The following is a 23,112-nucleotide window of genomic DNA, read 5'->3' on the forward strand; positions in this document are numbered from 1 at the left end:
GCGACGGCGAGATTATTTGGAAGGACTAGCCTATTTCGTACAGGTAGTAGTGCAAATCGATTGGAAAAATATGGATGTGAGTGATGTAATTGAAACTTAATAATTATTTTTGGGGATCCCTTAGGCTAATGTCCATCGGCAGTGTCCTGTTGGCGGCTCAGAACAGGCTGTGGCTATTAAAGTTACTTCATCTTTCGCGGAGGTTTTTCTCATAGCACCACTTCGTGCACCTTCATTTAAAGCGGCTTCTAAACTGTCTTCGACAAACTGACGTTTGACTCGAAATACAGTTGAAGAGCTCACTTGAACCGCTTCACATATTTGATCTGTTGTATATCGACAACGGTCCGCTTTTAATAAAATGGCGGCTCGTTTGTACTTTCGAACATTGACCATGCCTTTTTTGCAGTAGTTAACTAATTCGCATTTTTCTTCTGCTGATAATTCAACAATATACTTTCGGTTCATAACAATATTAAATGAGTAAATATGAGTTAAAGGATCGTCAATTAGGATAAAAGTTCATTATGAATAAAGAAGAGTTGCCGTCGTTCACTGTGAAACAAGGGCAGTATTTGGCATTTATTACTACACAAAAGTGAATGGTGTTGCACCTGCTGAAAATGATTTTGAGCGTTATTTTGGAACTGCATCATCAAGTGTTCATGCAATGATTTTAACGCTTAAAAAGAAAGGGTTCATCACTTCAACTGCTGGAAAAAGCCGAACGATAAAGCTATTGATAGGAATAAATCAGTTGCCTGAATTTAAGTAAGGCAACTGATCAGAACTTCTGTGAACGAGTACTAGAACCTAGAACCTAGAACCTCAGTCGCGATATAAAATCGCTGCTACGATTTTTTCAATATCTTATCTTTAAAGTCGAGTACTTTACCAATACCTGAGCCTAGCTTCATTAAGCTTTGTAGCTGTTCAGGGCTTAAGCGCTGTAGTTCTGAAGACCACTTAGTGACGGTTTCGAGTAGATCATGAATTTCATGCATTTGTTGCTGGGCAAACTTTTCATCGTCGTTGGTTGCAGGCTCTAACAAATTATCTCTGAGTAAACTGAGAGTAGGGTCAATCTCACGCTTTTTACGCTCTTCAAATACGCGGTTTGCCATATCCCAAATACTGCCAGCGGGTGCGTAGTATTCTTTTCTGTCACCTGGAATATGCTGCACTTTAATTAAGCGCCAAGATTGTAATTCTTTGATACCCATACTGACATTACCGCGAGATATACTCAGGGCGTCGGCGATTTCGTTCGCTGTCATTGGCTCTTTGGTTATGATCAATAAACCACACATTTGGCCGATTGTGCGATTAAAACCCCAACGACTGCCCATTTCGCCACAGTGCATTACAAAGGCAAAGTTCTTATCTGATAACGTCATTGCTTCTCAAGTTTCAATAAATAATGAAATTAATGCTAGCACGCTGAATATGTTTAGCAAGATTTACTGAGCAATACGCTGAATTTTCCTTGGCTGAATCAAGCCTATGGGATTATGTGCTGGTACTAGGGCGTGTTGACCTTTGTGGATTAAAATTTGTTCACTCTAGGGGGGATTTAATGGCGGCGCGAGATTTGTAACCTAGTGGGCTAAGTAAAAATCGAGCAACAAAGAGTTAATCGCCCCTAGGAAGAACCCTAAGGGCAGCGCGTGTTTGGCATTGATGCTGCGTTATCGCCTATTTATGGGGAACAACCACACTACATAGGCTCTGCCTTGCCTAAATACCAAACACACTGCTGCAAAATTAATCACAAAAGGTCAACACGCCCAAATGTCGTTCAGAACAAGTTATATCACTAAAGTTTGATTTAGATTAATTTTTACTCATCTAGAGTCGCGTAAGGTGTACACTAAATTACGACAACTAATTTATTAACAACAACTACTCAATAACAACTTCGCAACAACAAGGAACGAGCAATGAAAGCAGCCGTTAATAGTACTTACAAAGGCAAATTAGAAATTTCAGACTTACCCATTCCAACCGTTGGAGTCAATGATGTTTTAGTTAAAATAGCCGCATGTGGTGTGTGTCATACTGATTTACATGCCTGTCATGGTGATTGGCCAGTAAAGCCTAAAATGCCGTTAGTTCCAGGGCATGAAGGTGTTGGAGTGATCGAACAGCTGGGTAGCAATATTACTCATTTAGAAATTGGTGATCGTGTTGGCATTCCTTGGCTATACAGTGCATGTGGTCATTGTGAATTTTGTTTAGAAGGTAAAGAGACCTTATGTCTTTCACAGCATAATACCGGTTACTCAGTTGATGGTAGTTACGCAGAATATTGCTTAGCCGATGGGAACTATGTTGTAAAGATCCCTGAAGGCTTAGGTTTTTCAGAAGCTGCGCCATTATTTTGTGCCGGTGTTACAACCTATAAAGCGCTAAAAGTGTCAGGGGCTAAGCCAGGACAATGGGTCGCTATTGTTGGTGTAGGTGGGCTTGGGCATCTTGCGGTGCAATATGCAAAGGCAATGGGCTTTAATGTAATTGCAGTGGATACTGGTGTTGAAAAACTGGCTTTAGCAAAAGAGTTAGGTGCAGATATCACACTTGACTTTAAAGAATGTGTACCGAGTGAGGCTATATTTGAGCAGGTAGGGGGCGCACATGCTGTGGTATGTACCGCTGTATCAAAGCCGGGGTTTGAGCAAGCTTATAAGAGTGTTCGCCGTGGTGGAAAATGCGTGTTAGTTGGCCTGCCTCCAGAGGATATGCCGTTGCCTATTTTTGATACTGTACTCAATGGTGTTTCTGTTGTTGGCTCAATTGTTGGCACACGTAGAGATTTACAAGAATGTTTGGAGTTTGCTGCACAGGGCAAAGTCAAAGCAATTATTGAAGAAAAACGTCTTGAAGATATCAATGACATATTTGACGATATGCTCAAAGGTGAAATTAATGGCCGTATAGTAGTCACTATGTAAACGTAAAAAAGCGCACAAGCATTTTGTGCGCTTTTACAGCTTATAACTTAAAGCTTATAGCTCAAAGTTAGCTTCGCATTGCGTTCTTCGCCTGGCATACCACCTAAAAACATTGCTTTTGAGTAATAAACTTTATTAAACAAATTATTTAAATTTAGCTGTAAGCCCCATTTATCAGTGTTATAACTTAACGCAGCATCATAAATAGTATAGCTTGGTACATAACCATCAGGAATGCCGAATGATGACGAATTAGTACTGCGATCATCAACATACTTTACGCCCGCACTTAATTTTAGTGGCTGGGCTAGTTCAAACCACTGAGCACTGTATGTTAACCATGTGCTTGCTGTTACATAAGGCACACCTTTTTGACGCGCAGCAAATGTGCTCACATTAGGGTTTTTCTGTTCACGCGCATCTTGATAAACACCATTGATATTGACCTTCCATTGATCATTTAAATAGGCATTTAGATCAAGCTCGACACCACGGGTTTTTTCTTCACCATTAAAGTAATTTTTTGGGACCGATGGATCTGGCTTTGTATCATCATAGGCAGGGTTTGCATATTCTAAGTTAGTACGTGCAGTGTCAAATACCACGAATGAGGCGAGTAGCTGATCGTCAAAGCCTTTCATTCTAATACCTAAATCAGTACTCAGTGACTCAGCATCTTCACGGTCGGCTTCATTACCTGCCACAGAGCCTAAAACGCTATACGCGGTGCGGCCTTTTGAATGATTAATGAAAATAGAAACATCATCGCTTGGTTTGTACGTCGCGCCTAAGTTATAGGTTAAGCCGTTATCTGAAGTGCTGGCTTCTGGGGTTGCAGCAGCGGCACTAGCACGATAACGGGCATCAACACCTAAATGTTCATATTTTTGAGTAATTTCGTTGTATGCTACACCAATACGAGTTGTGAAGGTGTTATTGATGTAAGCAACATGTTGCAGCCCTAAGCCCCATGCCTGCACTTTCTTATTGTAGTTACTGGTTTTTAGCGGATCGTAATCATTAAACTGGCCATCACTCCAATTGGGGTTACGGATATCTAAAATATAAGGTAAAGAGCCTTGATAAGTTACATCGCCATTTTTATCTTTGAGAATATAGTCTTTATCCCAAATAGAATACTGAGTGAAGCGTATATCGCGGTCTTCATAATTAGCATTGACCAAAAATTCGTTTTCTATATCACCGAAACTAAAGTCATAGCGTAAATCTGCAAAGTATTGCCATGACTTTTCATCAGCCTCTACTTGGCGATATTCTTGACGGCGTGCAGCAAATGGATAAAGTACATCATCAACTACCAATGGCGCACGAGGATCAGCATTGATCACACCGTTGCGTTGCCAATACACATAATTATAGGCACCTGTTTGTCTGGCAAAGCTTGACTCATAATTACGGTATTGCAATTGCTGATTTAAAAATAAGTCATCCGTTAAGTAATAATTATGAGTGAGTTTAAAGCGTAGCTCTTCACCTTCATTATCTTTTGCCATCGGAGATATAATACCGCGATGACCAAATTTATACGGCGTTAAACCATCGTTAGCGGCAAGTGAATTAGCGAGTTGTTCACGTTGTGCATCAGAGAGTTGCAGCCCCGCTGAGGTTGGATCGTTAACTAAATCATCCGCAGTCACTTGGCCGGCGGTTTTACCATTTACCGACTGCGCATTATAAATACGGATAGGGTGGCCAATGGAATCAACTGCAATTGCATCTTTAATATAAGCGGCTGAGATCATAATATTTTGGCGATCACTAACTACATATTTTAATGCGCCGTAGATCTCATCACGGTCATCTTTTAAATCACGATAGCCGTCACTGCGCGCGGTTTTTGCATTCACTCTGTATGCTAGATTTTCGGTAATTGCGTTGGTGCTATCAATTGATAATGAATAGGTATTCCATTGACCAATTTCCGCTTGTATGTTGTGCTGCTCTGTAAACTGTGGCTTTTTTTCAATCAAGTTAATAACACCACCTGCGCTGCCCATGCCATATAAACCAGTGGCGGGACCTTTTAATACTTCTACGGCCTCCACATTAGTTAGTGATCGAGTTGGATTGAATGTGTTTCCTAGGCCCGCACCGCCATACATACCATCATAAGTATAATTTGCACCAAGGCCACGGATCACTAAATTGTCGCCAATTCCGTAGTTATTACCTGCTTGGGTTACACCACTGATATTACGCGCTAAGTCTTGTAAGTTATCAACGCCTTGCGAGTTTATAAGTTCCTGATCGACGATAACGATAGGCGCAGGTGTTTCCATTAACGACATATCAGACTTTGTTGCTAAACCCGAATTTAATACAACATGATTTTGCTTTTGATAAACCGTGATGCGTTCAAGATCGGATTGTTCGGCCGCAGTTGCATTATATGCTGTTAAACAGGCTAGGGTAATTAGAGAGAATTTATGCGTTGTCATAGTCATTACCATTAAAAAATTTTCGTAATGATAATGTGTGGCATTTGTATTTCAAGTTTTAATTATCTAAAAAAGGCAATTATTTAAACCTACCCCAAGCTGCTTACCTTTTGCTTTCAAAATATTAATATATTAACAACGTATTTAGTTAGCTGTTAGTTTAACCCTTGCTTAATGATGGAGTTAGCTTAACGCTAACTCCACACATTTATTTATAAGCAACACCTGCTTTCATCACAAATGCTACATTTTCTAGCAAGGTTATGTCTTGCAGTGGATTGCCTTTAACGGCAATGATATCTGCTGCAAAGCCTGTTTTAATTTGCCCTAGTTGATTTTCAACTTTTAACAGTTTTGCGCCATTAATCGTTGCTGCTTGAATTGCCTGTAGTGGCGTCATGCCAAACTCAACCATTCTCGAAAACTGTTTTGCATTATCACCATGTGGGTAAATTGCGGCATCGGTACCAAACACCATATTTACGCCAGCCTTTACTGCTCGGCTAAAACTATCACGCTGTTTTTTAGAAACTTGGCGCTCTTTTGCTAGGTTTTCTTCGGCTACACCATTTTGCTCACCAAACGTGAGGGTATACTCAGTGTTATAAATATCCATTGAAAACCAAGTGCCGTGTTTTTTTGCCAGTTTAATTGCTTCATCGTCAACAAAACTGACATGTTCAACACTGTCTGCACCGGCTTTAATGGCTGCGGTAATACCACTGGTACCATGTGCATGTGCAGCAACCGTTAAACCGCGCATATGTGCTTCATCAACAATGGCAGTCATTTCTTCTAATGAATACTGTTGAATACCTACTTTTGTGCCCTTAGAAAATACTCCGCCAGTGGCGCAAAACTTAATAACATTGGCACCGTACTTAATGTTTTCGCGTACTTTTGCACGAACAGCCCATGGGCCATCAGCCACACCTTCGGCAGTGTATTTCATTTCAGGAGGTAGACGGTTGTTGTCACAGTGACCACCCGTTACACCCAAAGAGGGGCCAGCAGCCCAGATGCGAGGGCCAATAATATCGCCTGCATTAATGCCGTCACGTACTGCAATGACACTGTAACCTTCGGCGCCCACGTTACGTAAAGTTGTAAAGCCCGCTTTTAAGGTTTTTTCTGCAAAATAGGCCGCTTTAATCGCTTTACGTGGCACTGACTGACCGATACGTTCACTACGAGGGACTGTTGGATCGCTGGTTAAGTGTACGTGCATATCCATCAGGCCAGGCAGAATGGTTAACTCGGGCAACTTAATATGGTCATCACCTTGTTGTAGGGGTGGCATGGTGCCACTACTGATTTTAGTAATAATACCGTCATCGATTTGAATAAGCGGTGCATTAATAAGCTTGCCATTATTTACGTCTAGCATTGCTTTAGCACTAACGTACGTTGTTGCTTGTGCGCTAAAAGCGCTGACACACAGTAAGCACAAAGGGACAGAAAGTGATAATTTATTCATTTATTTTCTAATTTTTGATTATTTTATATAGCAATGTAGCAAGCAGTTTTTAGGCTGTAAACAAAACGCGATAAGTATCGTATTTTCTTTATTTAGCGATTTGAAAGCTGCATACTTGCGCTAACTTCTTATACTCAGGGATCATTATGAAAAAATTTAAGTTAACCTTGCTTGTCGCTGGTGTACTCAGCGCTTTGTCTGCGTGTTCAAATACGGCTAATAATAATTTAAATAAGCCACAATCAGCATTAACAAGTGAAACTGCCAGCGCAACAACACAACAATTAAATAGCTTGGTTGAGCAGTACTTTGTGGATTCGTTGCAATTTAGCCCTCTTGATGCCACTTATATTGGCTATAACCAATACAACAACCAATTTACAGCACCGATTACCGAGCAAAACCGAGCTCAGCAGCTTGCTTTTTATAAAGATTATCAGCAACGTTTAGCGGCGATTGACCAGCAGCAGTTAACCGGTCAAGCCTTATTAAGTTATGAAATACTGGCACGGGATTTAGCATTAACAATCGAAGGTTTTCAATTCCCGAGTTACTTATTACCAATTAACCAAATGTCTGGCGCTCACAATACGTTTGCAGGCTTTGGATCGGCGCAAAGTGCGCAGCCATTTGCAAGCTACCAAGATTATGAAAATTTCGTCGCGCGTGCTGAAGGTTTTGTAACTTGGTTAAGCAGTGTGCAAGATGCTATGCAGCAAGGGGTAAATGAAGGCATTGTTTTACCAAAGCCATTAGCTGAAAAGTTATTACCGCAATTTCAAGCGCATATAGTTACCAGTGCAGAACAATCTTTATTTTATAGTCCGATAAAGCAGCTTCCAGAGCAATTCACAGCAGCGCAAAAGCAACAACTCACTGACCAATATAGTGCACTTATTATGGATAAGTTGGTCCCAGCGTATACAAAAATGAGCGAGTTTTTAGCGACCACTTATATACCAAATAGCCGTGCAACAGTAGGTTATAGCGATTTACCAAATGGTAAAGCATGGTATGAATACCAAATAAAGAAAAACACCACCTTGAGTTTATCTGCTGATGAAATTCATGAAATTGGTTTAAAAGAAGTATCGCGTATCCTTAATGAGATGAAAACAGTAAAGGAAACCGTTGGTTTTAAAGGCAGTTTAAGTGAGTTTTTTACTCATTTACGGGATTCTGATGAGTTTTATTTTGATACACCTGAGCAATTAATTGCGGCCTATGAAGCCGTAAAGTTAAAAATTGACGCGCGTGTACCTAAATTATTTAACATTGCCCCCAAAGCTGATTACGTTGTAAAAGCGGTTGAAAATTTTCGTGCTGAGTCTGCAGCAGGAGCATCTTATCAATCACCAGCACCGGATGGCTCTCGTCCAGGAATTTTTTATATTAATACCTTTAATTTAAAAGCGCAGCCTAAGTTTCTACTCGAAACATTGTCAATCCATGAGGCAGCCCCAGGACACCATTTTCAAATCGCCTTACAGCAAGAAGTTCAGTCATTACCTGAGTTTCGAAAATTTGGTGGTTACACAGTGTTCGCCGAAGGTTGGGCATTATATGCTGAAAGCCTAGGTAAAGAATTGGGTTTATTTACCGACCCATATATGTGGTATGGCCGTTTATCTGATGAGCAATTACGCGCTATGCGATTAGTGCTCGATACAGGTTTTCATGCTAAAGGCTGGACTCGTCAACAAGGTATTGATTACATGCTGGCTAATTCCTCAATGGCTTTAAGTGATGTAACCGCAGAAGTTGAGCGCTATATAGCTTGGCCAGGACAAGCATTGTCGTATAAATTAGGGCAATTTAAAATTCAAGAACTGCGAGATTATTGTAAACAAGCATTAGGTGATAAATTTGATATTAAAGAGTTTCATACGCAAATTTTAATTGATGGTGCTTTGCCGATGCCAATACTAGAAGCGAAAATTAAACGTTGGGTTGATACGCAGCGCTAACTTTTAAACTTGAAATAGCGCAAAGCTGAATGTAGCTTTGCGCGCGGTGCTCAATTAAGCTAAAATGCGCGCTATTAGGGGCACCGAGTTATACCATGTTTGAAAACCAATTTTGGCTTGAGAAATCACTTGAGCAAATGTCACAAAATGAGTGGGAAGCCATTTGCGATGGCTGTGGAAAATGCTGTTTAAATACCTTTATAGACAGCGAAGATGAAGATGAGTTTACCGCCACAGATCAACTTCGCGATGGTGAAGAACTCATTTTTACTAATATTGTTTGCCAATACTTAGATAATAATACGTGTGGTTGTAGTGAGTATGAAAATCGACAAACATTAGTCCCGTCATGTGTAAAATTAACCAAAGAAAACCTAGACAGCATTTTCTTCATGCCGCAAAGTTGTAGTTACCGCCGTTTGCACGAAGGCCGTGGTTTAGCGTCTTGGCATCCATTAAATAACGGTGGCAGCAAAGAACTAATGCATACATTGGGTATTTCTGTAAAAGACAAAACAGTAAAAGATTGTGATGTAGCTCTAGATGACTTTGATCTGTATGAAGCTGATTGGCCAACGAGGGATTGCGATTAATGACTGCGAAGATTGGTTTGATCAATCCTAAAAGCCCCTCTAACGTTGGCGCAGTGTTAAGAGCTGCGGGTTGCTATGGGGCTGAACAAGTATTTTTTACAGGCACGCGTTATTTAAATGCTAAAAAGTTTCATACCGACACAAAAAATGTTGTTGAACGCATCCCACTGACTTGCGTTGACGATTTAGCAACAGCAAAGCCCGCAGGTGCGACTGTTGTGGTGATTGAACTAATAGAAGGTGCAACCCCTTTGCCTGAGTTTGTTCATCCTGAAAACGCATTTTATATTTTTGGCCCTGAAGATGGCTCAATTAGCAAAGATGTACTGAACTGGTGCGATGAAGTGGTGTATATCCCCACAATCGGTTGTATGAATTTAGCAGCTACCTGTAATGTGGTTCTTTACGATCGACAAGCTAAACTCGGTGGAGTAGAAAGTTCTGATCAAACGATTATTAAAAGCCGCGACACCAATAATAAAATGATATGGCAGAAATAGTAAAAACTGAATTGAACAATTGAAAAAAAGGGGCAATTAATGCCCCTTTTTTTGTTTAATTCCAAAAAAGTTATTACTTTTTAGTAATTTTGATCTCTGAATTAATAACAATCCCTTCATCTTTTATATCTGTTGCAAAATACACAGACATTGTTTGATTTTTTAATTGTTCAAGTTCTTCCGGGATCACTTGTCCTGTCATTTTAAATACTTCGATGACAGGAGTCATTAATGAGCTGAAGTCAACCGCGGTAGTTAAAAATCCATTTTTTTCAAGCTCTTGTTCTGATAATGTATTTGCAATAACCGCTGATTTTTCACCAGTGAATAAAACAATATGCTTTCCTTTTTTAGCTAATCTAATATCAAGGCCAGCAGGTAAAGGATAAGGAATTGCAGCATTGACACTAATTGCATCGCCGTTTTCTGGTATTTCAAGCTCCGCTAATGCAGGTAAAAATCCTTTAGCAGTAAAAAGTAAATTATCAGGATCTGTCGCAGAAAGTGTGATTAGCGCGTCTAAATCTTTGAGTTGTGGCAGTTGATTTGCATCGGCTTCTAAAGCAAGATCTTGAATACTTACACTGACACCTTGAATACCATTAGCCATAGCGGTCATCATTGATAGTGCAGCTAAATTTGAGTCTTGAGTTTGTTGCTGTAAGGCAACAATAGGTGCACACTCAAATTCAGCTTTTTTAAATGTACTTGAGAGTATATTTAAAAGCGGTGGAATTTTTGAAATATCCGCACCATAAGCAACGCTTAGCATTTGCCCGTCAAGTTTAGTTGTATGCTCAGGAACAAAACCCCGCACAGATTTTAGTGTTTTAATAATATCTGTAGCAGTGCTTTGGAAAATAGCATCAGCTTTAAAATGAGCATCAGAGTTTGTTACTTGTATGTACGTGCTACCGGTTACTGATGCAGGCCAATAACTAACAAGATTGGTAATGTCATTTTGGCACTGTGGTGTTCTAGCTACCTCAAAAGCATTTGGATCACCCAATTCTTTTAATAGTTCATCAAGCATTTCACCTAGGCGTGATGGTGTTTTGGCGGTAATAGCATTAGCAATCTCAACATGGTCTATATACGCAATAGAGTGGCCATCAAATGAATAATTAGTAATATAGTTTTCAAGTTTAGAGGTTTGCGTTAATGATTTTGTTGGTTTATCAATTGCTAAAGCGAGACGTAAATCTTTAATTGTATTAAGTTTTGTATCAAACGTGATGGTAGCCCAGTTATCTTTAACAGACACAATTAAGTTTAATGTAATATCATTCTCAAGTACTAAAGGGTACGTGTTGTAGTCAACACCTTCGATGGTTTGTGTTGTGAAGTTAATTCCCGCTTTATCAGCTGAGCTATTAATTGTATTAAATAAAGCCGTTTCATCTTCAAGTTGATAGCGTAATACTGGCATTAGACCAATTGTATAGGCTAGAGCTTTATAATCATCGGCGAATCCCCAGGCTGCTTTTAGTGTTTCATAAGATGCCAATGATGTTTGATATTGATCTAATAGAGATGCTAAAAACTGTGCATTGTTATCGTTACTTGCCGCTAAATTTTCGATCAATGGCGTAAAATCGTCTGCACCTTTCATTTGATCTGGAATCAAATTGAAATATTTACTATAGGGAAATGGTTTTAGCTGGCCATAAAATAAAGCAGTATCAGCAGGGACGTAATCAAGTTGAGCAAGTTCTAATGAGGCTGTTGAACTGTCAGTTTGTGTATAGATTATTGCACCGGCCGCTACAGCAATTGCGCAACCAGCAAGTAGTTTGGTGTTCATTTGGAAATTCCTTTTTTGTATCAGTACCAAGCGGTACGTTCTGTAGTATTTATGTTTTGTAAAACGATATCATAAAAGTGCGTAGCCTAGCGAGGAAAAGCACTATTAGTGTTGGTTTTAGTGAAGGCGCGGTATTTATATAAAATTATTAATTTTATATAAATAATTTGTTGTTTAAACGCAAAATTATCGAATGTTGTTTGTTGTTATGTGACTATCTTACTTCATAATAAAGATAGATGGGATTAGCATGAATAATCTTTTTTCTCGAAAAAGTATAATTAATTATATTGCAGTACTTATAAGTTCAGTTTCATTAGCTGCTTGCACCTCAAGCGAAGTGCCATTAGATCCTATTGTAGGAGACACGGGGCAAGTTTTGTCAGATATTGCGTTAAGTAGTGATGTGAAGTTTTATGATTTAGAGTTAGAAGTTTTTCCTACGGATAAAAAAATAGCCGGTATTGGTAAAACCTCATTTTTAATGCTTAAAGCAAACCAATATGTAGAACTAAAATTAGACAGTCGATTTAATATCAGTGATGTAACTGTAGCTGGAAAGAGCGCAAGTTATAAAAGGCTAGGTGGTATTATTACGATTAACTTAGGGGAAGTTAAAACGCCGGGTGAATTGGTTGATGTTGCAGTTCAATATTCAGGGAAGCCACATATTGCGAACAATGCGCCATGGGAAGGTGGCTTTGTATTTGATAAGTCGTCTGATGGAAAACCATGGATTGCAACGGCAGTACAAGGAGAAGGGTGCGATTTATTTTGGCCCTGCAAAGATCATTTTAGTGATAAAGCGGATTCAATGCGTATTCGTTTAACTGTTCCTAACGGTCTTAGTGCCGTGACTAATGGTGTGCTGCAAGATGTCAAAAAGCTGCAAAATGATAAGGTACAATTTGATTGGCTGTTATCTGTTCCCGCCAGTGATTATAATATAGCCTTAAATATTGGTAACTACGAACGTATTCAAAAATCATATACCAGTATTAATGGTACACAGGTACCTATTGAGTTTTGGGTCTTACCTGAAAACAAACAAAAAGCAGAGGATTTGATCGATTTTGATTTGCTCAATCAAATACAATTTTTTGAAAGTCATTTAGGTCCTTATCCATGGGGGAATGAAAAGCTAGGCTTTGTTGAAACACCTCATTTAGGTATGGAACATCAAACGATTAATGCTTATGGCAAAAAGTATAAACGTGATGAAAATGGCTATGATTGGCTACTACAGCATGAGTTAGCACATGAGTGGTTTGGGAACTTAATGACCCATGAGAGATTAAATGATGCCTGGCTTCATGAGGGCTTTGGTTTTTACATGCAGCCTGCTTACAGCTTAAATAAATTTGGCAATGCCGCATATAGCTATACGATGTACAAATCGTATTTGGGGTTAAAAAATTGTCAGCCAGTTGTTCGTGAAGGAGAAGTTACTTCTGATGAAGCATTTAACTCGGATATTTATGGTAAAGGTGGCTGGACGTTACATACATTACGTTGGTTAATTGGAGAGCAGTTATTCTGGCGTGCAACACGAGAATTATTGTATGGTATCGATAATACCTCAGACATAAAGTATCCAATAAAACCACGATATCGTAATACAGAACATTTTATTGATATTGTAAACAAACTAACAGGTGATAATTATAATTGGCTATTCGATATTTATTTAAAGCAAGCTGAGCTACCAATCTTAAATAAACGACAAGTGAATGGAGTTATTACACTTAACTGGGATGTGAAATCTTTAAATAATAAGCCTTTTCCTATGCCTTTACCTATCTCTATCAATGGTAAAGAGGATGTTTATTATCCGCAAGACGGAAAAATTATTTTAAATATCAATCCAGATGATCACGTAGTCGTTGATCCTGATATGAAGGTTCTTCGTTACTTACCTATTATTTCTAAATGTAACAAAAAGCAGGATTAATACTTTGCGATTGATACCACAGTAAATTGATATTTACTGTGGTATCAATCGTCGTGAGTAACTCTGCTGTTATGTGTTTCAAAAATACGTGTCACGTTAGTAACTATTTGTTACGGTTGTAAATCAATGCGTGGATCGTTCCAATTTAATTTTTGTGATTTTTTTATACTAATGTGTAGAATCACACACAACTTGTTAATGGAGTGAAAATCACGTGAGTGAAATAAATATAAATAAAACGTTTGTCACTGAGCAGCCGCAGCAAAATAATAATTACCTGTTACCTTTGACTGCAATGACAACTCTATTTTTTTTATGGGGTTTTATCACAGTGCTAAATGATGTACTGATCCCGCGTTTAAAAGGGGTGTTTGATCTTAGTTATACCGAAGCGATGTTAGTGCAGTTCTGCTTCTTTGGTGCTTACTTTATTGTTTCTTTACCCGCGGGGATATTGGTTAAGAAATTTGGTTATAAAAATGGTGTGCTTAGCGGTCTTATCGTGGCTTCTATCGGCTGTATGTTATTTTATCCTGCAGTGGTCGTACATGAATATTGGCTATTTTTAACCGCATTATTTGTACTAGCCGGTGGTGTCACCATTTTACAAGTATCGGCTAACCCTTATGTTGTGGCGCTTGGGCCTGAAAAAACAGCTTCGTCACGGTTAAATTTAGCGCAAGCACTTAATTCATTAGGAACGACTATTGGGCCCTATGTTGGTGGCATTTTGTTCTTTGGCGCAGCAGGCTCATTGACTGCATCTGCGGCGACAGCAGAATCGGTAAAAATTCCTTATTTAATGCTTGCTGCAGCACTGCTTACTATTGCTGTTGTGTTTGCATTTTTAAAATTACCTGAAATCAAATCACACAAAGAAGAACTCGATTGCAAAGCAAAAGGTCATTCTTTAACGCAAGCCCCGCATTTAGTTATGGGTGTGTTAGGTATCTTTTGTTATGTGGGTGGTGAAGTGGCAATAGGTAGCTTTTTAGTTAACTTTTTCGGTGAAGCTCATATTGCAGGGCTCGAAGAGCATACCGCTGCCGCATTAATTGCCTATTATTGGGGCGGGGCGATGGTAGGGCGCTTTATTGGCTCTGCTGCATTACAAAAAATTGCACCATCAAAAGCAATTGCTTTTAATGCATTTGCGGTCATTGCGTTACTTTTAATTACAATCTTCACTGAAGGTGACGTTGCTTTGTATGCTGTGCTGTCGATTGGTTTATTTAATTCTATTTTGTTTCCGACAATTTTCTCAGTCGCTATTCAAGGGCTAGGTTCATTAACCAGTAAAGGATCTGGTTGGCTTTGTTTAGCGATTGTTGGTGGTGCATTAGTACCGTTAATTCAAGGCGTTGTTGCTGATGCAATGAATATTCAAGTTAGTTTTATTATCCCAGCACTTTGCTATTGTTTTATCGCTTGGTACGGGTTGAATGTTGTAAAACTTGCGAGCAAGTGGCAACAAAAAATAAACTAAGCTAATAGTAAAACCTCTTTAGATAAATGCATTTGCAGCACTGTAAATGCATTTATTTTCTTATTATTCTCAATGAATCAATCGCACTCTAAAGTAAAACCTCGCAGTTTAGTTCATTACAAAATAACGACGGATATGCACTGAATACGTATTCAATAGCTATTGTTTATAAAAATCACTGGAACCTTCCAATTTTGAGTTTGTTATTTTTTCGGTGCAATTACGACATTGACTGTCTTTACTTATCGATTAATTACTTTATGAATTTGTTATAGGAGTAAGCGCTAAACTAATTTTTTTACCATGCTTTATTATTGTTTTTGGCTATAACATAGCAACTGTTGGCGATAAGATAAGACAAATAGCGTTATTTTTGTTAAAAAGTAGTTAGCTAACAACGATAAAAAAAATAAATAGGTGTGTCATGCAAAGCTCGCTAAAATTTACCACTAAGGTAACTATCGCAGCATCTGTGGTATTAGTGTTGGTGCTGGGGTTATTTACCATCAATAACTTTATTTCAATGCGCTCACAAACGCAGCAGCAACTGTCTCTAATATTACAAGAAAGCTCTCAATCGGTTTCACAAAATATTGCTAATTGGCTCAATAATAAATTAGCAATCGTTCAGTCTGTTGCGAAAACGCATCAGCAAAATGACACTAAGGAATTAACTCTTAGCCAACTCAATAGCGCAGAAATGGCAGGTAAGTTTAAAAACACCTATATAGGCAAACCTGATGGTACTTTTGTACTCAATGATCAAACAGTTGTATTACCTGCTGATTATGATGCCACAATCCGTCCTTGGTATAAGCTGGTAGAAAATAAAACCACCACAGCGTTTACGACTCCTTATATCGACGTAACCACCAATGAGCTAACTATTTCAGCGGTTGCGCCCATTTTAAATAATGGCCGTTTTAGTGGCGTCGCCGGCGCCGATATCGATATGCAAACCATCACTCAAATAGTCAACGAAATTGATTTTTTAGGTTTTGGTTATGGTTTTCTATTAGACAGTGACGGTCGCATTCTAAGCCATCCAGATATCAAATTAAACGATCAGAGTATGGCGAAGCTGTTTGGTAAAAAGCTTGCTTTAAAAGCTGAGTTTGTCGAGCAGGAAATCGCTGGTATTGATCATCTTGTATCATTTACACATATCAAAGGTATTGAAAATGTAGATTGGTATTTAGGTGTGGTGATCAACAAAGATATTGCTTATTCATCAGTGGCTTCATTTAGAAATATGGCTGCGATATATATGTGTTTGGGAGTTATCGCGACGATATTAATGATGCAATTTTCATTGCGTTATTTGATGCGGCCTATGCAGCGTTTAAACGATGCAATTAAAGATATAGCCCAAGGTGAGGGGGATTTAACTCGTCGTTTAGAGATTGAAAACGATGACGAATTTGGTGAACTGTCAGGTTATTTTAATGCCTTTATAGATAAAATTCATACCTCAATTGACCAAGTAAAAACGACCACGGTTGAACTGGAACGTTCAGTGGAAAGCTTAGTTGAGCAAACAGAGTCAACGCTAACGATGTACAGTGACCAAACTAAACGCACAGACAGCGTTGCAACAGCGATTAATCAGCTGTCATCAAGTGCGATTGAAATATCAAGCAGCGCAAGTCATGCATCAACCCTTGCTACTGATGCGAATACACAGTCAGTACAAAGTCAAAGTACGTTAAATGATAATATCAATGCCATTGGTGTGTTATCGCAAAATATGGAACAAGCACAACAAATTATTAGTAGTGTTGCTGAACACTCTGCAAGTATTGGTCAAGTACTCGAAGTTATTAAAGGAGTCAGCGAGCAAACGAATTTACTTGCACTTAATGCCGCAATTGAAGCCGCTCGTGCCGGAGAGGCTGGTCGTGGGTTTGCCGTTGTTGCAGATGAAGTGCGCCAGTTAGCTCACCGTACTCAGCAATCAACCCAAGAAATTGAAAATACCGTTAGCCAATTACAGCAAGGTTCAGGCAGTGCCGTTGCGGTTATGAAAGCCAGTTTAGTTGAAAGCGAAAATACTGTAAAACAAGCGCAAGCAGCCGGTGAGCAAATGGCAGGAGTAACCAAAGCTATAAAAGCAATTGATGATGTAAATCATAGTGTTGCAAATGCGACCACTGAACAAAATCAGGTAATACACTCTTTAGATAATGATATTCATACAATTAGTGAGTTATCTCAACAAGGTCAGCTAAACTTAAATAACACTTTAGCTGAGTGTACTCGTTTAAAACTGCAATTTGATGAACTTGAAAAAATGGTGCTACGTTTTAAAGTCTAAATGCAATCAGCGATAACTAAAAAGATAAAATAAATGATGCCGGAATCACCTGTAAGCCAAGGATGAAGGGCTAAATAACGTTGTTTCCAGTGAACAGTAACAGGCCAATAATGAATAATAGTCAGCTTATATATGTGTACGACCCAATGTGCAGTTGGTGTTGGGGTTTTCAAAAGTGCTGGCAAAAAATCCAAGACGCCTTAGCGAATGAAGTTGATATTATTTATAAAGTAGGTGGCCTTGCTGCTGATTCCGAACAGCCAATGCCAGTAAGTATGCAACAGTTTTTACAACAAACTTGGCAGCGTATTGGCCAGCAAACCGGTGCTAAATTTAACTTTGATTTTTGGCAAAACTGTCAACCACGCCGCAGCACTTACCCTGCATGTCGGGCGGTGATTGCAGCACGTTATTTTAATAAAGAGCGGGTTATGCTTGGTGCAATTCAGCAGGGTTATTATTTATCGGCACAAAACCCATCGGATCTTAATACACTCGTTAGCTGTGCACAGCAAATAGGTATTGCTGCTGATGAGTTTTTAGCTATATTGCAAAGTGAACAACTTGAACAGGCGTTTCAACAAGAGTTAGCGTATGTTCAGCAGTTACCTGTGCAGGGTTTTCCATCGTTAGTTCTTTGTCATAAACAGCAGTACTTTGCTATCGCCGTAAACTATACCAACGCAAATGCTGTGCTCAGCACCATTCATCGTATACTTGCCGATTAATTTATTTAATCTCACTTCACTCATCATTAAAGCGTACACGCTTGTTAAATATTAAAAACTATTGCTTTATCTAACGTAAAAAGCTGTATTTATGGCAGTTGTCATAAAAAGGACTTTTTAGCGCAACACCTCTGTCATTTTTCACCTATAGAATCTCGTTCATTGATATTAAGCAACTAGCAAATCCGCTAATTTAACGAGTAAAGGTGTATGCGATGAAAGGCGTTAAACCATTGATATTAGCTAGTATTGTAGCCATGAGTGCAACAGTGCAAGCAAATGATTTAAATAAGGTTATCGATAAAAGCAGTGAAATTAACCAATCCGCTGTGCAATCACAAACAAAAATAGACAAGATTGCAGACTCTATGCAGGGTCGTTTACAACAGTTTAAAACCTTCAATAAAGAAATTGATGGTTTAACGGTTTATAACGCACAACTAAGCAAACAGCTTAGTAACCAAATGAGTGAAATGGAAGCCATTAACTTATCTATGGATCAAGTGTCTATTATTGAACGTCAAATTACCCCATTAATGCTACGCATGATCACAGGCCTTGAGCAATTTGTTGCTCTTGATGTGCCGTTTCTAACCGATGAACGTGAAAAGCGTTTAGCGTCATTAAAAGACATGATGAACCGTGCTGACATTAATTCAAGTGAAAAATTCCGCCGTGTTTTAGAAGCGTACCAAGTTGAAGTTGATTACGGCCGTACCATCGAAGCCTATACCGCGTTATTAGATGTTGATGGTCAAGAGCGTGAAGTCGATTTCTTACGCATTGGTCGTTTAGAACTTATTTACCTTACTCGCGATGGTAAAAAAGCAGGCTCATGGGATACAACAAGCAAACAGTTTGTTGCCCTGGATGACTCAACAATCAGCCAAATTAGTAAAGGTTTACGTATTGCACGTAAGCAACTTGCCCCAGATATGTTAACACTGCCAGTACACGCTGCGGATTAAGAGGTTAAAATGAAACTTTTTACAAAAATGACCAAAATTGCTTTATTTGGTGCCACCCTTGGTTTTGCGGGCAACAGCGTTGCTGCTGAAGCTATGGATTTAGACTCGTTATTAAAAACACTTGAGCAAGGTAAAACACAGCAATCAGCACAAAATAAACAACGCGAGCAAGAATTTGCTGCACGTCAAAATGAACAAGTGCAAATGCTTAAAAACACTCAAGCAAAACGTAATCAAATGCTGGTTGAGTCTGAGCGTCTTGAAACACAGTTCGAAGAAAATGAAGTAAAACTTGCTAACCTAACCGATACATTATCTAAGCGTATGGGTTCATTGAAAGAACTTTTTGGTGTGCTGCAACAAGTGGCTGGCGATTCAAGTAATAAATTTGCAACGTCAGTAGTGTCTGCACAGCTACCTGGTCGTGGTGCTTTTATGGATGAATTGGCTCAAAAAATGGGCTCGACTTCTAAACTTGCATCAATCGAAGACATTGAAAAAGTATGGTTTGAACTGCAACGCGAAATGACTGAGCAAGGCAAAGTGTCACGTTTTACAACAGATGTAATTGTAGAAGGCGGCAACAAAGCTAAACAAGAAGTTATGCGAGTGGGGGCTTTTAACTTAATTTCAGAAGGTAAGTACCTTGATTATAACACCAGCACTAATACGTTAAGCGAGCTTACCCGTCAGCCTGTTGGCCGTTACACCTCAACGGCGAATGATTTACAACAAGCTAAATCAGGCACTGTACAATTTGCGCTTGACCCAACCGGTGGCTCTATCCTTGGTTTATTGGTACAAGCACCTGATACTTCAGAGCAAGTACATCAAGGTGGTGCAGTAGGTTACGTTATTTTAGGCGTTGGCTTACTTGCTTTAATTATCGCTATTGAACGATTTGTTTCATTGATGCTAATGGGCCGCAAAATCCGTCGTCAACTTAAAGACTCAGTGCCACGTGATGACAATCCACTTGGTCGTGTAATGAAAGTCAAAGATCAATACCCAGATGTAGCATACGACACCTTAGAGCTTAAATTAAGTGAAGCGATTTTACGTGAAATGCCAAAAATCACCCGCAACTTAACGCTCATTAAGATTATCTCGGTCGTTGCTCCATTGTTAGGTCTTCTTGGTACGGTGACCGGTATGATCAATACCTTCCAAGCAATCACCTTGTTTGGTACAGGTGACCCTAAATTAATGGCTGGTGGTATTTCACAAGCGCTTGTTACTACGGTACTTGGCTTAGTTGTGGCAATCCCAACAGTATTTTTATACACCTTATTGAATACCCGCTCTAAAAACTTGCTGCTTATTTTGCAAGAACAAAGCGCAGGTATTATCGCTGAGCGTAGCGAAAAGGGAGCATAACCCATGGTGCTATTGATTGACTCAATCAATGCTATCCGTGATTTTCTCGACACTGGTGGCCAAGTTCTGTTGGTCATCGGAGTGTTAATCTTCGCGATGTGGTTATTGATACTCGAGCGATTTATTTATTTTTTTAATGGTTTTCGTAGTTACAAACATGCCATTAAAAGTAGTTGGACAGGGCGCGATGAGCGTAATAGCTGGAACGCTGAGCAAATACGCCAAGCAACTATTTCACGCGCTGGGATGAAGTTAAACAACAACTTAGCGCTGATCAATGTGATGGTTGCCTTGTGTCCGCTGCTGGGGTTACTCGGTACGGTAACAGGTATGATAGAAGTGTTTGATGTGATGGCGATTACCGGAACGGGCAGTGCGCGTTCAATGGCATCAGGTGTATCGAAAGCGACTATCCCGACAATGGCAGGCATGGTTGGTGCGTTATCTGGTGTATTTGCTTCTACGTACTTACAACGCAAAGCAAAGCGCGAAGTAGCCCTACTTGAAGACAGCATGGTTTTAGACCATTAAACAACAATTTTTAGTATGTGGCGAAAGCCACATACAATCAGGAGAATAAAATGAGAGCCCCATTAGGAAGCCTTTTTCAAGAAGATGAAGCTGAAGAAATAAACATGACCCCGATGCTTGATGTTGTGTTCATCATGCTTATTTTCTTCATTGTAACCGCCTCTTTTGTTAAAGAGTCAGGTATCGATGTAAATCGCCCAGAAGCGGCAACAGCCGTTAAGAAAGAGCGTGCAAATATTCTAGTTGCGATTTCAGATCAAGGTGAAATTTGGATCAATAAACGTCAAATCGATGTGCGTGCTGTGCAAGCAAACATTGAGCGTTTAAAAGCAGAAAATCCACAAGGTAGTGTGGTTATTCAGGCTGACAAAAAAGCCACTACAGATACCCTTATTAAAGTGATGGATGCAGCACGCGCCGCAGGTGTATTTGATGTGTCTATCGCGGCACAAGAAGCCTAAGGAAGCCATAATGCGTTATTTAGTAGCATTATTAGTTGCCGGTGTTGTGACCTTTATGTTGTTTTTGGGCATGCAAGCGCTTATCACCGGTGGTGAAGGGGCGATGACTGAGCCAGCTAAAGGCAATGTACTTGATTTTGTAAGGCTTAAAAAAGAAGAAACGGTACAAAAGAAAGAACGTAAACCACAAAAGCCGCCAACGCCGAAAGAGCCTCCGCCGCCAATGGATTCACCGCAAATGCAAAATAGTGATCCAAATGCAGCAGCGTCTAACTTTGACTTTGGTGCCAGTGTTGATGCTGACGTGAGTCTCAGTGGTGGTCTAGCTCTTGACTCTAGTGATGGTGAATATCTACCGATTGTAAAAGTAGCACCTGTTTACCCGCGTCGAGCATTGTCACGGGGCATTGAAGGCTATGTGATTGTTGAGTTTACAGTGACTAAGCAAGGTACTGTTCGTGATGCAAAGGTAGTAAAAGCTGAGCCTGAATCATTGTTTGATCAAGCAGCTATGGATGCGGCACTTAAATTTAAATATAAACCACGCGTGATCGATGGTGAAGCGGTTGAAGTTGCGGGTGTACAGAACAAAATTTCTTTCCAAATTAACGGCTAGAAACAGAGGATTGCGATTATGAAATTATTAAAAACAGCATTAGTGTGTACTTTTGCGATAGGAGCCAGTGTTGCGCTGCCAAGTTTAGTCTCCATGTTACCAGGAGTCACGCTTGCGAGCGTTTACGCACAAGAGCAAAAAACCACGAAAGTGCCTGCGCTACGTGAAAAAGTGTATAGCCAATTGGCTCGTGCACAAAAGTTAGCCGATGATGGCGACGCTAAAGCAGGACTTGAGGCGCTTGATAGCATCAAAGAACGTTCTTCTAGCATGAACTCCTATGAAATTGCCATGATGCATAATTTTTATGGCTTTATTTATTACAACGAAAATGATTTGCCTAAAGCAATTGCATCATTTGAAAAGGTGATAGCAGAAGAAGGTATTCCAGAAACATTACGTGTTAGCACTACTTTTAGCTTAGCGCAATTAGCGATGGCAAACAGTGATTATAATAAAGTCATTGATTTTTTAGCTAAGTGGGATGCAATTAACACTAAGCCTAAAACTGATGCCTATTATGTCCTTAAATCACAAGCGTATTATCAGTTGAAAGATTACCAAAAAGGCATTGATAATATTAACTTAGCGATTGCCCAAAGTGATAGTGAAGGCAAGGTGCCAAAAGAAAACTGGTTAGTACTGCAACGCGCCATGTATTACTCACTTAATCAAACTGAGAATGTAGTTGCTGTACTTGAGCGTATGGTAAAGCTTTATAACAAGCCTGAATACTGGGTGCAACTTGGCGGTATGTACGGTGAAACGGGTAAAGAAAAACAACAACTAGCCGTACTTGAAGCCGCTTACCAGCAAGGTTTTTTAACGTCAAAATCAGATTTACGTCAACTTGCCCAAGTTTACTTATACAACGGTTTAGCGTTTAAAGCGGCTGATGTGATGAGTAAAGCGATTGAATCAGGCGTTGC

General features: G+C 39.5%; 20 protein-coding genes. 15 read left to right on the plus strand and 5 right to left on the minus strand.

Features of this window, described 5'->3' with window-relative positions:
• Positions 1-120: 120 nt before the first annotated feature.
• Positions 121-468: a helix-turn-helix domain-containing protein gene (locus tag H5232_RS17515; protein WP_182831246.1), complete on the minus strand. Its 348-nt coding sequence runs from the start codon at positions 466-468 to the stop codon at positions 121-123.
• Between the two features lie 130 nt (positions 469-598).
• On the opposite strand from H5232_RS17515, the gene H5232_RS23945 reads away from it, so the two are divergent.
• A complete protein-coding gene (locus H5232_RS23945) occupies positions 599-775 on the plus strand; it encodes a hypothetical protein (RefSeq protein ID WP_259400150.1) in 177 nt (58 codons plus the stop codon).
• 76 nt (positions 776-851) lie between these two features.
• Here H5232_RS23945 and H5232_RS17520 read toward each other — a convergent pair whose 3' ends face one another.
• Positions 852-1,397 carry a GbsR/MarR family transcriptional regulator gene (locus H5232_RS17520; RefSeq protein ID WP_169018523.1) on the minus strand — a complete coding sequence of 182 codons (546 nt, stop codon included), beginning with the start codon at positions 1,395-1,397 and terminating at the stop codon, positions 852-854.
• A 543-nt stretch (positions 1,398-1,940) separates the two neighbouring features.
• On the opposite strand from H5232_RS17520, the gene adhP reads away from it, so the two are divergent.
• Positions 1,941-2,951: an alcohol dehydrogenase AdhP gene (gene adhP, locus H5232_RS17525; protein ID WP_149980237.1), complete on the plus strand. Its 1,011-nt coding sequence runs from the start codon at positions 1,941-1,943 to the stop codon at positions 2,949-2,951.
• 47 nt (positions 2,952-2,998) lie between these two features.
• On the opposite strand, the gene H5232_RS17530 is transcribed toward adhP, so the two are convergent.
• Both H5232_RS17530 and H5232_RS17535 read right to left on the minus strand, forming a co-directional pair.
• Complete coding sequence (locus H5232_RS17530) at positions 2,999-5,410, minus strand: TonB-dependent siderophore receptor (protein ID WP_182831247.1); 2,412 nt, start codon at positions 5,408-5,410, stop codon at positions 2,999-3,001.
• Between the two features lie 208 nt (positions 5,411-5,618).
• Positions 5,619-6,887, minus strand: a complete 1,269-nt coding sequence (locus H5232_RS17535; RefSeq protein ID WP_182831248.1) for an amidohydrolase family protein — start codon at positions 6,885-6,887, stop codon at positions 5,619-5,621.
• A 146-nt stretch (positions 6,888-7,033) separates the two neighbouring features.
• Between H5232_RS17535 and H5232_RS17540 the strand changes: the two genes are divergently transcribed.
• From H5232_RS17540 to H5232_RS17550, 3 genes are all read left to right on the plus strand, one after another.
• The gene (locus tag H5232_RS17540) at positions 7,034-8,854 is read left to right on the plus strand and encodes a DUF885 family protein (protein WP_149980240.1); all 1,821 of its coding nucleotides are present in this window, start codon (positions 7,034-7,036) and stop codon (positions 8,852-8,854) included.
• 95 nt (positions 8,855-8,949) lie between these two features.
• A complete protein-coding gene (locus tag H5232_RS17545; RefSeq protein WP_149980241.1) occupies positions 8,950-9,447 on the plus strand; it encodes a YcgN family cysteine cluster protein in 498 nt (165 codons plus the stop codon).
• Positions 9,447-9,947, plus strand: coding sequence for an RNA methyltransferase (locus H5232_RS17550; protein WP_182797849.1), 501 nt, complete (start codon positions 9,447-9,449; stop codon positions 9,945-9,947). Before H5232_RS17545 ends, H5232_RS17550 begins: the two co-directional genes overlap by 1 nt.
• A 73-nt stretch (positions 9,948-10,020) precedes the next feature.
• On the opposite strand, the gene H5232_RS17555 is transcribed toward H5232_RS17550, so the two are convergent.
• Positions 10,021-11,751 (minus strand): hypothetical protein, encoded by a 1,731-nt coding sequence (locus tag H5232_RS17555; RefSeq protein WP_182831249.1) that lies wholly within the window; start codon positions 11,749-11,751, stop codon positions 10,021-10,023.
• Between the two features lie 250 nt (positions 11,752-12,001).
• Here H5232_RS17555 and H5232_RS17560 point away from each other — a divergent pair, with 250 nt between their 5' ends.
• The 10 genes from H5232_RS17560 to H5232_RS17605 form a co-directional block, all read left to right on the plus strand.
• The gene (locus H5232_RS17560; protein ID WP_182797851.1) at positions 12,002-13,702 is read left to right on the plus strand and encodes a M1 family metallopeptidase; all 1,701 of its coding nucleotides are present in this window, start codon (positions 12,002-12,004) and stop codon (positions 13,700-13,702) included.
• A 214-nt stretch (positions 13,703-13,916) separates the two neighbouring features.
• Positions 13,917-15,188: a sugar MFS transporter gene (locus H5232_RS17565; protein WP_149980243.1), complete on the plus strand. Its 1,272-nt coding sequence runs from the start codon at positions 13,917-13,919 to the stop codon at positions 15,186-15,188.
• Positions 15,189-15,612: 424 nt separating this feature from the next.
• Entirely contained in the window at positions 15,613-17,502 is a 1,890-nt protein-coding gene (locus H5232_RS17570) for a methyl-accepting chemotaxis protein (RefSeq protein WP_182767340.1), read from the plus strand.
• A 110-nt stretch (positions 17,503-17,612) separates the two neighbouring features.
• The gene (locus H5232_RS17575; protein WP_149980245.1) at positions 17,613-18,230 is read left to right on the plus strand and encodes a DsbA family protein; all 618 of its coding nucleotides are present in this window, start codon (positions 17,613-17,615) and stop codon (positions 18,228-18,230) included.
• A 215-nt stretch (positions 18,231-18,445) separates the two neighbouring features.
• Complete coding sequence (locus tag H5232_RS17580) at positions 18,446-19,198, plus strand: DUF3450 domain-containing protein (RefSeq protein WP_182794187.1); 753 nt, start codon at positions 18,446-18,448, stop codon at positions 19,196-19,198.
• A gap of 9 nt (positions 19,199-19,207) precedes the next feature.
• A complete protein-coding gene (locus tag H5232_RS17585) occupies positions 19,208-20,575 on the plus strand; it encodes a MotA/TolQ/ExbB proton channel family protein (RefSeq protein ID WP_182831250.1) in 1,368 nt (455 codons plus the stop codon).
• Between the two features lie 3 nt (positions 20,576-20,578).
• On the plus strand, positions 20,579-21,106 hold the full coding sequence (locus H5232_RS17590) for a MotA/TolQ/ExbB proton channel family protein (protein ID WP_145235579.1): 528 nt from the start codon (positions 20,579-20,581) through the stop codon (positions 21,104-21,106).
• Between the two features lie 50 nt (positions 21,107-21,156).
• Positions 21,157-21,567, plus strand: a complete 411-nt coding sequence (locus H5232_RS17595; protein WP_145235576.1) for a biopolymer transporter ExbD — start codon at positions 21,157-21,159, stop codon at positions 21,565-21,567.
• Positions 21,568-21,577: 10 nt separating this feature from the next.
• A complete protein-coding gene (locus H5232_RS17600) occupies positions 21,578-22,183 on the plus strand; it encodes an energy transducer TonB (protein WP_182717243.1) in 606 nt (201 codons plus the stop codon).
• Between the two features lie 18 nt (positions 22,184-22,201).
• A partial coding sequence (locus tag H5232_RS17605; protein ID WP_182831251.1) for a lipopolysaccharide assembly protein LapB occupies positions 22,202-23,112 on the plus strand: 911 nt, incomplete at its 3' end.

It is taken from the genome of Pseudoalteromonas sp. SG41-5 (genome assembly GCF_014164495.1).
Classification (GTDB): Bacteria; Pseudomonadota; Gammaproteobacteria; order Enterobacterales; family Alteromonadaceae; genus Pseudoalteromonas; species Pseudoalteromonas rhizosphaerae.